This window comes from Brevundimonas sp. SS2672, assembly GCF_059579685.1.
In genome coordinates, this window is the sequence record NZ_CM184201.1 from 1,980,197 (window position 1) to 1,995,717 (window position 15,521).

At 66.7% G+C, this 15,521-nt stretch carries 11 protein-coding genes and 1 tRNA gene; all 12 read left to right on the plus strand.

Features of this window, described 5'->3' with window-relative positions:
* Positions 1 to 200: 200 nt before the first annotated feature.
* The 12 genes from AC52GN_RS10010 to AC52GN_RS10065 all read left to right on the plus strand — a co-directional run bounded on the left by AC52GN_RS10010 (position 201) and on the right by AC52GN_RS10065 (position 15,516).
* On the plus strand, positions 201 to 1,628 hold the full coding sequence (locus AC52GN_RS10010; protein WP_496526939.1) for an amino acid permease: 1,428 nt from the start codon (positions 201 to 203) through the stop codon (positions 1,626 to 1,628).
* A 95-nt stretch (positions 1,629 to 1,723) separates the two neighbouring features.
* Positions 1,724 to 1,797 (plus strand) — tRNA-Cys (locus AC52GN_RS10015).
* A 31-nt stretch (positions 1,798 to 1,828) separates the two neighbouring features.
* Positions 1,829 to 2,308: a redoxin family protein gene (locus AC52GN_RS10020; protein ID WP_496526940.1), complete on the plus strand. Its 480-nt coding sequence runs from the start codon at positions 1,829 to 1,831 to the stop codon at positions 2,306 to 2,308.
* A gap of 173 nt (positions 2,309 to 2,481) precedes the next feature.
* On the plus strand, positions 2,482 to 3,927 hold the full coding sequence (locus AC52GN_RS10025) for an aldehyde dehydrogenase family protein (RefSeq protein WP_496526941.1): 1,446 nt from the start codon (positions 2,482 to 2,484) through the stop codon (positions 3,925 to 3,927).
* Positions 3,928 to 3,944: 17 nt separating this feature from the next.
* Positions 3,945 to 4,709 carry a glucose 1-dehydrogenase gene (locus tag AC52GN_RS10030; protein WP_496526942.1) on the plus strand — a complete coding sequence of 255 codons (765 nt, stop codon included), beginning with the start codon at positions 3,945 to 3,947 and terminating at the stop codon, positions 4,707 to 4,709.
* 4 nt (positions 4,710 to 4,713) lie between these two features.
* On the plus strand, positions 4,714 to 5,805 hold the full coding sequence (leuB, locus tag AC52GN_RS10035; protein WP_496528801.1) for a 3-isopropylmalate dehydrogenase: 1,092 nt from the start codon (positions 4,714 to 4,716) through the stop codon (positions 5,803 to 5,805).
* A 10-nt stretch (positions 5,806 to 5,815) separates the two neighbouring features.
* A complete protein-coding gene (locus AC52GN_RS10040; RefSeq protein ID WP_496526943.1) occupies positions 5,816 to 7,102 on the plus strand; it encodes an acetylornithine deacetylase/succinyl-diaminopimelate desuccinylase family protein in 1,287 nt (428 codons plus the stop codon).
* 4 nt (positions 7,103 to 7,106) lie between these two features.
* Positions 7,107 to 7,673: a cupin domain-containing protein gene (locus AC52GN_RS10045; RefSeq protein WP_455689527.1), complete on the plus strand. Its 567-nt coding sequence runs from the start codon at positions 7,107 to 7,109 to the stop codon at positions 7,671 to 7,673.
* Positions 7,674 to 7,954: 281 nt separating this feature from the next.
* Positions 7,955 to 10,159 carry a TonB-dependent receptor gene (locus AC52GN_RS10050; protein ID WP_496526944.1) on the plus strand — a complete coding sequence of 735 codons (2,205 nt, stop codon included), beginning with the start codon at positions 7,955 to 7,957 and terminating at the stop codon, positions 10,157 to 10,159.
* A 133-nt stretch (positions 10,160 to 10,292) separates the two neighbouring features.
* Positions 10,293 to 11,624: an omega-aminotransferase AptA gene (gene aptA / locus AC52GN_RS10055; RefSeq protein WP_496526945.1), complete on the plus strand. Its 1,332-nt coding sequence runs from the start codon at positions 10,293 to 10,295 to the stop codon at positions 11,622 to 11,624.
* 27 nt (positions 11,625 to 11,651) lie between these two features.
* A complete protein-coding gene (locus AC52GN_RS10060; RefSeq protein ID WP_496526946.1) occupies positions 11,652 to 13,868 on the plus strand; it encodes a TonB-dependent receptor in 2,217 nt (738 codons plus the stop codon).
* Positions 13,869 to 13,935: 67 nt separating this feature from the next.
* Positions 13,936 to 15,516, plus strand: a complete 1,581-nt coding sequence (locus AC52GN_RS10065; RefSeq protein WP_496526947.1) for an alkaline phosphatase D family protein — start codon at positions 13,936 to 13,938, stop codon at positions 15,514 to 15,516.
* Positions 15,517 to 15,521 lie beyond the last annotated feature (5 nt).

Genomic DNA, 15,521 nt, shown 5'->3' on the forward strand with positions numbered 1-15,521 from the left:
CGGATCGGCTTAGGTTTCTTGCCGTTTTCTCGCCGTTTGAGTGACGAATTGTCCGGTAACGGAGATTGATGACCATCATCCGCCCGTCATCGGACGGCGCCTTGAAGCGCACGCCCCCTTGTGTCGCGGACGCGTCTGACGCAACAGGACGCGCCGGTCTGCTCGCCGGCCCCCGACACGCAAAGAAGACGAGATCCCGAATGGGCGGCTGGAACGTGCGCAAGCGCATCACTGTCAACGCGCAGGAACGCAGCCTGGCCCGCAGCCTCAGCTGGCCGCATCTTGTGGCCATGGGCGTGGGCGCCATCGTCGGCACCGGCATCCTGACCTTGATCGGCATCGGCGCGGACAAGGCAGGACCGGCCGTCCTGCTGTCCTTCCTGATCGCGGGCTTCGTCTGCGCCTGCGCCGCCCTGGCCTATGCCGAGATGGCCTCGACCATCCCCGCCTCGGGCAGCGCCTATACCTACAACTACGTCGTCATCGGCGAGGTCGTCGCCTGGATCATCGGCTGGAGCCTGATCCTGGAGTACAGCCTGGTGGTCAGCGCCGTGGCCGTCAGCTGGTCCGGCTATGCGGCGCCCCTGCTGCACGACTGGCTGGGCCTGCCCATGGCCCTGATGCAGGGACCGCACGCGGGTGGCGTCGCCAACGTCCCCGCCCTGTTCATCATCCTGGTCATCGCCGGAATGCTGATCATCGGCACCCGCAAGAGCGCCACGCTGAACCTGGCCCTGGTGGTCATCAAGCTGTCGGCCCTGGTGCTGTTCGTCTGGTTCGCCCTGCCCCATTTCAACGCCGCCAATCTGGAGCCGTTCAGCCCCTACGGCTTCGGCCGCACCATGGGCGAGGACGGGGTCGAGCGCGGCATCATGGCCGCCGCCGCCATCATCTTCTCGGCCTTCTACGGCTTCGACGCCATCGCCACGGCGGCCGAGGAAACCCGCAATCCCAAGCGCGATCTGGCCATCGGCATCGTCGGCTCCATGCTGGTCTGCGCGGCCATCTATACCGTCATCGCCACGGCGGCCCTGGGCGCCGCGCCCTTCACCCTGTTCGCCAACAGCCCCGAGCCGCTGGCCCTGATCCTGCGCGAAGTCGGCCAGCCGGGCGCCGCCCACTTCCTGGCCGTCACGGCGGTGCTGACCCTGCCGACCGTCATCCTGGCCTTCTTCTATGGCCAGAGCCGCATCTTCTTCGTCATGGCGCGCGACGGCCTGCTGCCGCGCAGCCTGTCGCAGCTGTCGGCCAAGGGCGCGCCGCTGCGCATCACCGCCTTCACCGTCGCCGTCGTCGGGACCATCGCCCTCTTCTTCCCGCTGGGAGAGATTGTCGCCCTGGCCAACGCCGGGACGCTGGTGGCCTTCAGCTCAGTGGCCCTGTGCATGTTGATCCTGCGCCGCCGCTCGCCTGATCTGCCGCGCGGCTTCCGTACGCCGCTGGCCTGGGTCATCGGCCCCGTCGCCATCGCCGGCTGCCTGTATCTGCTGGCCAGTCTGCCGCAGAAAACGCAAGCGTGGTTCCTGATCTGGAACGTGATCGGCGTCGGCGCCTATCTGCTCTATGGCCGTCGCTTCAGCGTCGCCCGCCGCGAGGCCAGGGAAGCCGAACAGGCCGCCGCCGACTGATCCATGCGGGGGCGCTGCGACCGGCGCCCCCGCTAATCCGCAACCGGCCCAAGCGGCGCCCGGCGCCGCCTGCTATCCAGACGCCTCGCCCCGATGGCCGGATGGCGGAGCGGTTACGCGGCGGAGTGCATATCCGTCCAGCCTGGTTCGATTCCAGGTCCGGCCTCCATCGGCGCGCCCTGCCGTTCAGGAGCCGTTCCATGCACCGTCTCGCCCCCTCGATCGACGCCGTGGAGTGGTTGAACACGCCCGAGCCGGTGCGTCTGGAAGACCTGCGCGGCAAGGTCGTCTGCATCGCCTTTCTGCAACGCCTCTGCCCCGGCTGCTCTCACTACGCCCTGCCCCAGGCCCGGCGCGTGGCCGAGACCTTCACCTCCGGCGAGGTCGCCGTCCTGGGCGTCCACAGCGTGTTCGAACATCACGACCAGCAGTCGGACCGCGCGGGCCTGACCAAATGGCTGGCCGATCACGGCTGCCGTTTCCCGGTCGCCGTCGACGCGCCCTCAGCCGACACCACCGCGCCGCGCACCATGACCGCCTTCAATCTTCAGGGCACGCCCAGTCTGGTGCTGGTCGACCGGCTGGGCCGGATGCGGATGCGCCGCTTCGGCCCCGTCTCGGACATGATGCTGGGCGCCGAGATCATGGCCCTGCTGCTGGAGCCTGCAACCGCCGCGTGAAAAGCCGCACCGCCTGCTTGCCCCAGCGTCAAATGCTCATTTTATTGAGCATCCAGAACGCAAAATCAGTGACTTAGGCCAAAACCATAAAGGGCTTGGCGCCTGATCCGTTATCGTGCCCACTATCCTGGACGGCGAACCAGAGGGGATCGCCTTCACAGTGAGCAGACGATATGGCCGCCCCCTTCTCCACGGATAAGGTCTTCATCGGCGGCGTCTGGCGCCCCGCAGAGGGCGACGTGACTCTGCCGATCGAGAACCCGTCGACGGGCGAGGTCATGGGCGCTCTGGCCGCCGGGACCGCCGCCGACGTGGACGCCGCCGTCCAGGCCGCCCGGGCCGCCTTCGACGGAGACTGGGGCCGGACCACGGCCGTCGAGCGCGGCCGCATCCTGGCCCGCATGGGACGCGAGGTCGAAGCTCGCATCGACCTGCTGGCCGAACTGGAAGCCCTCGACGTCGGCAAGCCGCTGAAGCAGGCCCGCAACGACGTGATCGCCCTGGCCCGCTACCTCGAATTCTACGCGGGCGCGGCGGACAAGCTGCACGGCGAGACCATTCCCTTCCAGGACGGCTACACCGTCTACACCCTGCGCGAGCCGCACGGGGTGACGGGCCACATCATCCCCTGGAACTATCCGATGCAGATCATCGGCCGCTCGGTCGTGGCCGCCCTGTGCGTCGGCAACGCCGTGGTGCTGAAGCCCGCCGAGCAGGCGTCGCTGACCGCGCTGGCCTTCGCCCATATCGCCGCCGACTGCGGCCTGCCCGACGGCGCGCTCAACGTCGTGACCGGCACGGGCGCCGAGGCGGGCGCGGCGCTGGCGGCCCATCCGGGGATCAACCACATGTCCTTCACCGGCTCGACCGGGGTGGGCGTCGCCATCCAGCAGGCGGCGGCGGTCAACGCCGTGCCGGTGACGCTGGAACTGGGCGGCAAGTCGCCCCAGATGGTCTTCGACGACGCCGATCTGGACAAGGCCCTGCCCTTCCTGGTCAACGCGGGCGTCCAGAACGCGGGCCAGACCTGCTCGGCCGGATCGCGCGTGCTGGTCCAGCGCGGCGTCTATGACGAGGTCGTGCGCCGCATGGCCGAGCACTTCGCCGCCCTGACCGTCGGCCCCGCCATGGACGATCGCGATGTCGGCCCGCTGGTGTCGAAGAAGCAGCAGGTCATGGTCGAAGGCTTCATCGACAAGGGCCGCGCCGACGGCCTGATCGTGGCGCAGGCGACGCTGGGCGACCTGCCGTCGGGCGGCGCCTATGTGGCCCCGACCCTGTTCGCAAACGTCGCGCCCGATCACCCGCTGGCGCAGCAGGAAATCTTCGGCCCCGCCGTCGTCGTCATCCCGTTCGAGACGGAAGACGAGGCCGTCGCCATCGCCAACGGCACCGATTACGGCCTCGTCGCGGGCGTCTGGACCGCCGACGGCGGGCGGCAGATGCGGCTGGCCAAGCGGCTGCGGGCCGGACAGGTCTTCATCAACAACTACGGCGCGGCGGGCGGGGTCGAGCTGCCCTTCGGCGGCGTCGGGAAATCGGGCCACGGTCGCGAGAAAGGGTTCGAGGCGCTCTATGCCTTCACCACCCTGAAGACCGTCGCGGCCCATCACGGATAGCGCAAGGGAGCAGCGTCTTGGGGGAGAACAGATCGAAGCGACTGGAGGGCAAGCGAGCGATCGTCACGGGCGGAGCCTCCGGCTTCGGCGCCGGAATCGCGCGCCGCTTCGCCGAGGAAGGCGCCCGCGTCATCGTCGCCGACCTGAACGGCGACGCCGCTCGCACGCTGGCCGCCCAACTGGGCGACGCCGATCTGGGCGTGAAGGTCGACGTGTCCAGCGCCGCCGACGTGGCCATTCTGGCCGAGACCGCCAACCGCCTGCTGGGCGGGGTCGACATCGTGGTCAACAACGCCGGCGTCGGCCATACGCCCCAACCTCTGGACGAACTGTCGGACGAGGCCTTCGACCGCATCACCAACGTCAACATGCGCGCCATCTATCTGATGTCGAAGACGTTTGTGCCGGGCATGAAGGCGCAAGGCTCGGGCGCCGTCCTCAATATCGCCTCGACCGGCGGGGTCAGCCCCCGGCCCAACCTGACCTGGTATAACGCCTCCAAGGGCTGGGTCATCACGGCGACGCGGGCCATGGCGGTCGAACTGGCCCCCTTCCAGATCCGCGTCAACGCCCTGAATCCGGTCGCGGGCGACACCCCCCTGCTAAAGACCTTCATGGGCGCGGACACGCCCGATGTGCGGGCCAAGTTCCTGGCCTCCATCCCCATCGGCCGCTTCTCGACGCCCGAGGACATGGGCGCCGCCGCCGCCTTCCTCTGTTCTGACGACGCCTCGATGATCACGGGCGTGGCGCTGGAGGTCGACGGTGGCCGCTGCATCTGACCGCGTGTTCAAGCTGCTGGTCCTGCCCGGCGACGGCATCGGGCCTGAGATCATTCGCGAGACCCTGCGCGTCGTCGACTGGGCCCGGAACGCCGGGCTGCGAGTTGAGCTGAGCGAGGGTCTGGCGGGCGGCGCCAGCATCGACGCCGTCGGCGCCCCCATCGCCGAGGACGTGGTGCAGCAAGCGCTGGCGTCGGACGCCGTCCTGTTCGGCGCCGTCGGCGGGCCGAGGTGGGACCACCTGCCCCGCGCCCAGCGGCCCGAGATAGGCATATTGCGGCTGCGCCAGGCGCTGGACCTCTATGCCAACCTGCGGCCCGCTGTCTGTTTCGACGAACTGCTGGACGCCTCGGCGCTCAAGCCCGAGCTGATCCGGGGCCTCGACATCCTGATCGTGCGCGAGGCGACGGCGGGCGTCTATTTCAGCCTGCCCCGCGCCAATGAGGTCGGCCCCGACGGCCAGCGCCGCGCCTATGACACCCAGGCCTATACGGAGGCCGAAATCGCCCGCGTGTGCCGCACAGCCTTCGAGCTGGCTCGCACCCGCCAGCGCCGCGTCTGCTCGGTGGACAAGGCCAACGTCATGGAAACCGGCGCCCTGTGGCGGGCCGTCGCGAGCGAGGTCGCCTCCGACTATCCCGACGTGGAGTTGAGCCACATGTACGCCGACAACTGCGCCATGCAGTTGGTGCGACGCCCGGCCCAGTTCGACGTCATCGTCACCGACAACCTGTTCGGCGACATCCTATCCGACGCGGCGGCGGCCCTGACCGGGTCTCTGGGCCTGCTGCCCTCGGCCTCCCTATCCGGCCTTGGACAAGGCGGGCGTAGCCGGGGCCTGTATGAGCCGATCCACGGCTCGGCGCCCGACATCGCGGGACAGGGCGTCGCCAATCCCATCGCGACCATCTTGTCCTTCGCCCTGTGCCTGCGCTGGTCGTTCGACCGCGCCGATCTGGCCGACCGGCTTGAGCGCGCCGTTCGGCACGTCGTGTCCAGCGGCGTCCGCACCCCGGATATCGCCCACCCCGGCGTCGCCGCCGTTTCCACCATTGAGATGACCGACGCGGTTCTGGCCGCCTTGGCCGCCGAGTGAGGTTCCACCGATGAGCGCCCCGACCCTGCAGACCGTCATGGACCTGATCGACGGCCGCACCGACGAACTGGTCGCCCTGACGCAGGACCTGATCCGCTTCCCGACCATCAACCCGCCGGGCGAGGCCTATCGCCCCTGCGCCGAATACATCGGCGAGCGGCTGAAGAAGCGCGGCTTCACCGTCGAATATGTGCGCGGCGAAGGCTCGCCGGGCGACAGCGACAAATATCCGCGGACCAATGTCATCGCCCGCTGGACCGGCTCCGAACCCGGTCCTTGCGTCCACTTCAACAGCCATATCGACGTGGTCGAGGTCGGGTCTGGCTGGACCGTCGATCCCTTCGGCGGCGAGGTGAAGAACGGCCGCGTCTATGGCCGGGGCGCCTGCGACATGAAGGGCGGGCTGGCCGCCTCCATCATCGCCGTCGAGGCCCTGATCGATTCCGGCCTGCCCTTGCCCGGCGCGCTGGAAATCTCCGGCACGGTGGACGAGGAGTCCGGCGGCTACGGCGGCGTCGCCTACCTGGCCGAGCGCGGCTGGTTCTCCGAGCCGCGAGTCAATCACGTCATCATCCCCGAGCCGCTGAACGTGGATCGGGTCTGCATCGGCCACCGCGGCGTCTGGTGGGCCGAGATCGAGACCAAGGGCCGCATCGCCCACGGCTCCATGCCCTTCCTGGGCGACTCGGCCATCCGCCACATGGGCGCGGTGATGGAAGAGTTCGAGAGCAAGCTCTACCCCGCCATGGCCGCCCGCCATTCCGACATGCCGGTGGTGCCCGAGGGCGCCCGCCAGTCGACCATGAACATCAACTCGATCCATGGCGGACAGGCCGAGGGCTTTGACGGCCTGCCCGCACCCTGCGTCGCCGATTCCAGCCGCATGGTCATCGACCGTCGCTTCCTGATCGAAGAGACGCTGGAGGAGGTGAAGGGCGAGGTGAAGGCCATCCTCGACGGACTGGCGGCCCAGCGCCACGGCTTCCGCTATGAGATGCGCGACCTGTTCCAGGTGGCGCCCAGCATGGCCGACCGCGACGGTCCCGTCGCCAGCACGACGGCCGCCGCCATCGAAACCGTGCTGGGCAAGAAGGCCCAGTTCGTCTGCTCGCCCGGCACCTATGACCAGAAGCACATCGACCGCATCGGCAAGCTGAAGGACTGCATCGCCTATGGTCCCGGCGTGCTGGATCTGGCGCACCAGCCGGACGAATGGGTCGGCATCGACGACATGAGCAACTCGGCCAAGGTCATGGCAAGGGCGGCCTATGATCTGCTGACCCGCAAGCGGAGCTGACGAAATGGCGCGCGGCGATATGGAAGAAGAGAACATCATCGGCCCGCGCCTGCGCGCCCTTCGGGACCGCCTCGGCCTGTCGCAGCGAGCCCTGGCCCGCAAGGCGGGCGTGCCGTCCAGCACCGTCAGCCTGGTCGAGAGCGGCCGCACCAGCCCATCCGTCGGTTCACTGAAACGACTGTTGGACGCGGCGGGCATATCGCTGGGCGACTTCTTCAGCTCGGAGTTCGAGACCCCGACCAAATACTTCTATCGCCACGACGAACTGACCGACATCTCGCGCGGGGACGTCTCCTACCGTCAGCTGGGCTCCAGCCAGGATTCCAGCCTGCAGATCCTGTACGAAACCTATCAGCCCGGCTCAGACAGCGGCCGGGTCATGCTGTCCCACGAGGGCGAAGAGGGCGGCATGATCATCTCGGGCCGTCTGGAAGTCACCGTCGACGGCCAGTCGCGGGTGCTGAAGGCGGGCGAAGGCTATCTGTTCCCCAGCGTCCTGCCGCACCGCTTCCGCAACATCGGCGACGCCCCCTGCGTGGTCATCAGCGCCTGCACGCCGCCCACCTTCTGACGGCGCCGTTGCGAATGATCAGTATTCCGATCATTGGAATATTTTCTCCATATCAGACAGGGATATAGGCCAACAAAGAAACAGCCTTGCCCAAATTCGCCATCAGGCGACTACTGATCCCTGAGGGAAGAGGGTTTTCCGCAGCCGGTCATTGCAACTGCATGTTGATGCTGCGTTGCACAAAACATCGGCAGCGGAGATAGTTCAGCGATCGGGTTGTGCCGGTCGCGACGGCTGAACGCGGCTTTAAAGACTGCGGCGGCCTCATGGGGAGGAAGACGATGAATCGTCTGATGGTCAGCGTTTCCGCCGGGGCCTTGTTCGCCCTGTCCGCCACCTCCGTCGCCGCGCAGCGCGCGCCCGACGAACCGACCGCCACCACGGTCGATGAGGTCATCGTCACCGCCCAGCGCCGCGAACAGGCGGCCCAGGATGTCGGCATCGCCCTCAGCGTCCTCAGCGGCGAAAGCCTGACGCAGCAAGGCGTCACCAACGTCAACCAGCTTCAGAACGCCACGCCCAATCTGGAGGTCGAACCGGCCTTCGGCGGCGGCGCGGCCCAGTTCCGTATGCGCGGCGTCGGCTTTCAGGACTACGCCTCCAACAACTCGCCCACCGTCGGCGTCTATGTGAACGAGGTCGCCTATCCGGTCCCGGTCATGACCCAGGGGCTGATCTTCGACATCGACCGGGTCGAGGTGCTGCGCGGGCCGCAGGGCACCCTGTACGGCCGCAACACCACCGGCGGCGCCATCAGCTTCGTCACCAAACGCCCGACCGAAGAACTGTCCGCCGGGCTGATGACCGAATGGGGCAGTCACAACCTGTTCCGGGGCGAGGGCTATGTCTCCGGTCCGCTGGCCGAAACCCTGCGTGGCCGTCTGGCCGTCTCGACTGAGCAAGGCGGCGCCTGGCAGCGAAACCGCGACACGGGTGAAAGTCTGGGCGACGCCGACCGCACGGGCGCCCGCGCCCTGCTGGAATGGACGCCCAATGAGACCTTCACGGCCCTGCTCGACGTCCACGGCGGCGTCGACAAGTCCGAGAACCAGGGCCTGTATCTGATCAGCGACCTGCACACCGGCGCGATCAACCGCCCCAGCTATCTGATCCCCGCCGATAAGGACCGCTCCAAGACCGGTTGGGGCCTGTCGCAGCGCTTCGCCGACGCCATCGGCCGCGATGTGAACGCCAAGCCGGGCCGGGACAACTCCTCCTGGGGCGCCTCGCTGAACGCCAATCTGGCGCTCAAGGGCATGAACCTGTCCAGCATCACCAGCTATGAGACCCTGGACCGCAGCGAATACGGCGACTGGGATTCCAGCGCCTCGGTCGAGGCCGACACCTTCTTCGGCAGCGATGTGAATGTCCTGTCGCAGGAACTGCGTCTGGCCTCGGACAACGACAGCCCCCTGACGTGGGTGGCCGGCTTCTACTACTCCAAACAGGATCTCAACGAGCGCTACTTCTCCGACTTCATCGACATCTACGGCACCTACGCCCAAGTCACCTATGACCAGAAGGTCGAGTCCTGGAGCCTGTTCGGTCAGGCCGAATACGCCTTCTCCGAGCAATGGAAGGCCATCCTGGGCCTGCGCTACGAGGAAGAAACCCGCGAGCTTCAAGGCTTCGGCTCGGCCTTCGGCGGCGCCACCGCCCTGCCCCCGACCAGCGTCGACACCAAGATGACCCCGCTGACCGGCAAGGCGGCGCTGGAGTTCAAACCCGCTGACAATGTCCTGCTCTACGGTTCGGCCAGCCGGGGCGCCAAGTCGGGCGGCTTCACCACCTACAACACTGGCGACAGCAGCGGCATCGAACCCTTCGATCCGGAAATTCTGTGGGCCTATGAGCTCGGCTTCAAGGCCGACCCGTCGCGTGCGGTCCAGATCAACGGCGCGGCCTATTACTACGACTACAACGGCCAGCAGGTGCTGTCGGCCGTCTGCGGCGCCAACGGCCCGGTCGGCCGCTTCACCAACGCCGATTCCAAGATTTACGGCGCGGAGCTCGAGGGCGTTTTCCGCCCCACAGCCGGTCTGCGGATCAGCCAGAACCTCAGCTACAAGAAGGGCGAATACACCGACTTCGTCGACCTGAACATCGGCGCCTGCCAGCAGACGCCGCCCGTCACCGCCTATATCGACAAGTCGGGCCAGAACATCCCCTTCCCCGCGTGGTCCTACGGCGGATCGGTCAGCTACGACTGGACGGTCAGCGGCTTCGCCGTCACGGCCGAGGCCAACTACAGCTATCGCGACGAATACCCGTCCTGGCTGGGCGCCAAATACGATGTCGAGGCCTATTGGCTGGCCAACGCCAGCATCACCGTGGGGCCTGAAGACGCCGACTGGTCCATCGCCTTCTGGGCTCGCAACCTGTTCGATCAGGATTACGATCTGACGCGCAACTTCTTCACCAGCGCAGACATCGCCCAGCCGGGCCGTCCCCGCACGATCGGCGCGCGGCTGACGCTTCGCTACTGAGCGTTCGGCCCGCTCAAAAAATCGAGCACGCGGGTAAATTATCTATATTTATCCGCACATTAAATCACGGAAGTAACAGTCTTCCCTTTCGTTGCGGTTCGGCCGCTACTGGCGAAAGACAGAGGATGACCGCATGACCGCTGCAAGCGCAGGCAAGGCCGCAAACGACCTTGATCCCTTCTGGATGCCGTTCACGGCGAACCGCGCCTTCAAGGCGCAGCCCCGCCTGTTCGCCTCGGCCAGGGACATGCACTACTTCACGCCGGACGGTCGGGCGGTGCTGGACGGCACCGCCGGTCTGTGGTGCGTCAACGCCGGGCACGCCCGCCAGCCGATCGTCGAGGCGATCCAGCGCCAGGCGGAGATCCTGGACTACGCACCGACCTTTCAGCTGGGGCATCCGCTGGCGTTCGAGCTGGCGTCGCGTCTGGGGATGCTGCTGCCCGGCGACCTGAACCACGTCTTCTTCGCCGGTTCGGGGTCAGAGGCCGTGGACACCGCCCTGAAGATCGCCCTCGCCTGTCAGAGCGCCAGGGGTTTCGAGAACCGCACCCGTCTGATCGGCCGCCAGAAGGGCTATCACGGAGTCGGCTTCGGCGGCATTTCCGTCGGCGGACTGGAGAACAACCGGCGCGGCTTCCCCACCCTGCCCGGCGTCGACCATCTGTCGCACACGCTCAACCTGGACGAGGCCGCCTTCACGCGCGGCCAGCCGGTCTGGGGCCTGCATCTGGCCGATGAGCTGGAGGCCCTGATCGAGACCCACGGCGCCGAGACCATCGCCGCCGTCATCGTCGAGCCCATGTCCGGCTCGGCCGGGGTGATCGTGCCGCCGATCGGCTATCTGGAGCGTCTGCGCGAGATCACGGCGCGGCACGGCATCCTGCTGATCTTCGACGAGGTCATCACCGGCTTCGGCCGTCTGGGCGCCTTGACGGCGGCCGAGGCCCTGGGCGTCACGCCCGACCTGATGACCTGCGCCAAGGGGCTGACCAACGGCGCCGTGCCGATGGGCGCCGTCGGCGTCAGCAGCGCCGTCTATCAGGCGGTGGTCGAGGGCGCAGCGGGGCCGGGCATCGAGTTCTTCCACGGCTACACCTATTCCGGCCACCCACTGGCGGCGGCGGCGGGGCTGGCCACGCTGGACGTCTATGAGAGCGAAGGCCTGTTCCAGCGCGCGGCCGAACTGACGCCTTACTGGCAGGACGCAGTGCACAGTCTGAAGGACCTGCCCCACGTCATCGACATCCGCGACCTGGGCTTGGTCGCGGGCATCGAGTTGGAGTCGCGCCCCGGCGCGCCCGGCGCCCGCGCGACTGAGGTGTTCCACCAGGCGTTTGACGACGGAATTTTAGTACGGGTGACGGCAGATGTCATCGCGCTGTCGCCTCCATTGATTATCAGTCACGCTCAGATCGACGAGTTGATCGATCGACTTTCCAACATCATAGAAAACACACCTTAGAATACCAATGGTATTGAGGGGGATGAGATGAAGAAGTATATCTTGGCGTCTTCTGTCAGCTTACTGACTATAGCCGCCTTCTCTAACGCTGACGCTCAAAGCGAGACTCGATCGGGGGATCAGGCTACGCGCGTCGACGAGATCATCGTCACCGCGCAGCGGCGTGAGCAGGCCAGCCAGGACGTGGGCGTCTCCCTCAGCGTCATCGGCGGCGAGCAACTGGATGAAAAAGGCATCTCGGTCGTCAATGACTTGGAAAACGCTGTGCCCAACATGGAGGTCGACAGCCAGTTCGGCGGCGGCCAGCCCCAGTTCCGCATCCGCGGCATCGGCGCGCGCGAATATTCATCCAACAACGCGTCGACCGTCGGCATCTATGTCGATGAAGTGGCCCACCCCTACACCGTGACCACGCAGGGCGCTCTGTTCGACATCGCCCGCATGGAGGTCCTGCGCGGACCGCAGGGCACGCTGTACGGCCGCAACACCACCGGCGGCGCGGTCAACATCATCACCAACGCCCCCACGGCCGACTTCCAGGCCGGCTTCAACGCCGAATACGGCACCTTCGACCGCTTCAAGGTCGAGGGCTATGTCTCGGGCCAGATCGCGCCGAACCTGCTGGGCCGCCTGGCCGCCGTCACCGAACAGGGCGGCGCCTGGCAGTATCACCGCGACACTGGCGAAAAGCTGGGCGACCTCGACAAATCCGCCATCCGCGGCCGCTTGACCTGGGACGCCAGCGAGACCGTCACCGTCGATCTGGCCGCCACCTATTCAATCGACAAGTCGGACGGTCGCGGCTTCCGCCTGCTTGGCCCCTACACCGTCGCCGACGGCAGCGTGACCTATCCCAAGGACACCGCCTGGCGCATCACCGGCTGGGGGATTTCACCGCAACTGGCCGCCAAGGCCGGCGTCTCGACCAACGCCAAGCCGTTCCGCGACAACGACGGCTTTGACATCAACGCCCGCATCCGCGCCGATCTCGGCTGGGCCGACCTGACGTCGATCACCGCCTATCAGACCTTCTCGCGCAGCGAATTCAACGACTGGGACAGCACCCGCTTCCACGAGTCGAACGTCCTCTTTTACAATGACATCGACGTCTTTGCTCAAGAGCTGCGCCTGAGTTCGAACGGCGACGGCCCGTTCAACTGGATGGTCGGGGCCCACTATGCCGACGAAAGCATCGACGGCGGCTTCTACACCGAGTTCCGGGGCAACCCGAACCTGATCGACACCGCCTACGATCAAAGCGTCTCGGCCTTCGGCATCTTCACCCACAACTCCTATCAGGTGAACGAGCGGCTGAACCTGATCGCTGGCCTGCGCTGGGAAACGGAAGAGCGGACGCTCAAGAGCGGCGGCACCTATGTCGCGCCCAATCCGCCGCCGCCCGCCATCACCTACGACACCGACCTCAACGAAGTCTCGGGTCGACTGGGGCTGGAGTATAAGGTCACCGATGACGCCCTGTTCTACGCCAGCGTGGCGCGCGGCGTGAAATCCGGCGGCTTCACCACTTACAACGCCACCTCTGCGACCCCGTTCAAGCCGGAAATCGTCATCGCCTATGAGGCGGGCCTGAAGTCCGACCTGTTCGATCGCCGCCTGCGATTGAACGGCGCCCTGTTCTACTATGACTACAAGAACCAGCAGGTTCAGGGTCTGGAATACGACCGCGACACCGGCCGGCTCGGCAAGATCACCAACGTGCCCAAGTCGCACATCATGGGCGGTGAGATCGAGCTGACCTGGGTGCCGATGGACGGCCTGACCATCAGCCAGAACATCGGTTACAAGACCGGCGAGTATGATGAATACAACGCCATCGACGGACCGGCGACCGACGCCGCCAACCCGGTCGACGGCCCCTGGGACGTCATCATCACCAACGACCGCTCCGGCGAACGCCTGGCCTTCCCCAAGATGAACTACGGCGGCGCCATCTCCTATGACTGGGAAATGGCGGGTTGGGAGCTTCGCGCCGAGACCAACTACAACTACCGCGACGAACTCTACTCGCTCAGCGCCTCGTCGATCATCGAGCCCTTCTGGCTGTGGAACTCCAACTTCAGCGTTTCACCGGCCGGTGCCAACTGGCGGGCGGGCCTGTGGGTGCGCAATATGTTCAACACCTACTACGAAGAGACCCGCAACGGCTTCAACAGCTCGTCGCGGCCGACCACCTCGCCCAGCCAGGGCCGCACCTACGGCGTGCGCCTGTCGATGGACTTCTAAGGCTTCCTCCCAAGCAGGGCGGGTCGGCTTCGGCTGGCCCGCCCTGCGCCTTTTGACTGATGAACTGATGTCCTTTCCGTCTTTCCGCCTTGATCGCCGCGCCTTGTTGACGGGTCTGGTCGTCGCGCCCGCCGTGCTCAGTTTCGGCCGGGCGCAGGCGGGCGGCGCCTATCTGTTCCCGCTCGGCGTCGCCAGCGGCGACCCGGCTCACGACGGCTTCGTCATCTGGACCCGGCTGGCGGCTGATCCCCTGGCCGCCGATGGGCTTGGCGGCTTGTCGGGCGCCATCCCCGTCCGCTGGGAAGTCGCCGCCGACGACCAGTTCCGCCGCATCGTCGCCACCGGGAACGTGACCGCCTCGACCGACACGGCGCACAGCGTCCATGTCGAGGTAGCGGGCCTCAGCCCTCACCGCCCCTACTGGTATCGCTTTACCGCCCGGGGCCAGCAGAGTCCGACCGGCCGCGCCCTGACCACCCCCACCCCCAACGCCGCCGCCGACCGCCTGCGTCTGGCCGTCGCCTCCTGCTCGCACTGGGAGCGCGGCTATTTCAGCGCCTATGGCCATATGGCCGACGAGCAGCCCGACCTGACCCTGTTCCTGGGCGACTACATCTATGAATACAGCCTGGGGCCCGACCGCGCCGACCAGATGGTGCGCCCTTACAACCTCGAGGAAGCCACATCGCTGGCGGGCTATCGCAACCGCTACGCCCTGCACAAGACGGATGCCAACCTGCAGCGGCTGCACGCCGTCGCCCCCTGCATCGCGGTGTGGGACGACCACGAGGTTCAGGACGACTATTCCGGCGTCTGGTCCAAGGTGTCGGGGGAGTCGCCCAACGACTTCCTGCAACGTCGCGCCGCCGCCTATCAGGCCTTCTATGAGGCCATGCCGATCCGCCGCACGCGCCTGAGCGCCGCCCTGCAGATGCCGATCTATCGTCGCGTCCGTTACGGCAACCTCGCCGAGTTCTTCATGCTGGACGGCCGCCAATACCGATCGAAACAGCCGTGCAGCGATAGCGAGAACGGCGGCAAGGGCCAGATCGTCACCGACGCGACCTGCACCGACCGGCTGGACCCGTCACGCACCTTCCTCGGCTTCGAGCAGGAGCGCTGGCTCTATGACGGTCTGGCCCGCGCCGAGGCGCGCTGGAACATCCTGGGCCAGAACCTGGTCATGGCGGGCCTGCGTCTGGCCCGCAGCCCGGCCGAGGAAAACCGCTACTGGACCGACACCTGGGACGGCTTCCCCGCCGCGCGCGACCGCCTGACCGGCGCCCTGTCCGAGTTGAAGCCGTCCAACCCGGTGGTGCTCAGCGGCGACTATCACTCCTTCTGGACCAACGACGTGAAGCTGGACAGCCGCGACCCTTCGTCGACCACCGTGGCGACCGAGTTCGTCGGCACCTCCATCACCTCGACCGGCCCCAGCTATGAAGGCCTGATGGCGGTCATGCCCAATAATCCGCAGGTGAAATTTTTCGACAGCCGGCCGCGCGGCTATATGTCGATCGAGGTGCGCCCCGACCGCATGGATACGCACTATCAGGTTATCAGCGACGTGCGCGATCCCAAGGCCAGCCTGTCGACCCTGAAATCCTGGACCGTTGAATCGGGCCGCCCCGGCGCCGTCGCCGCATGATCCTT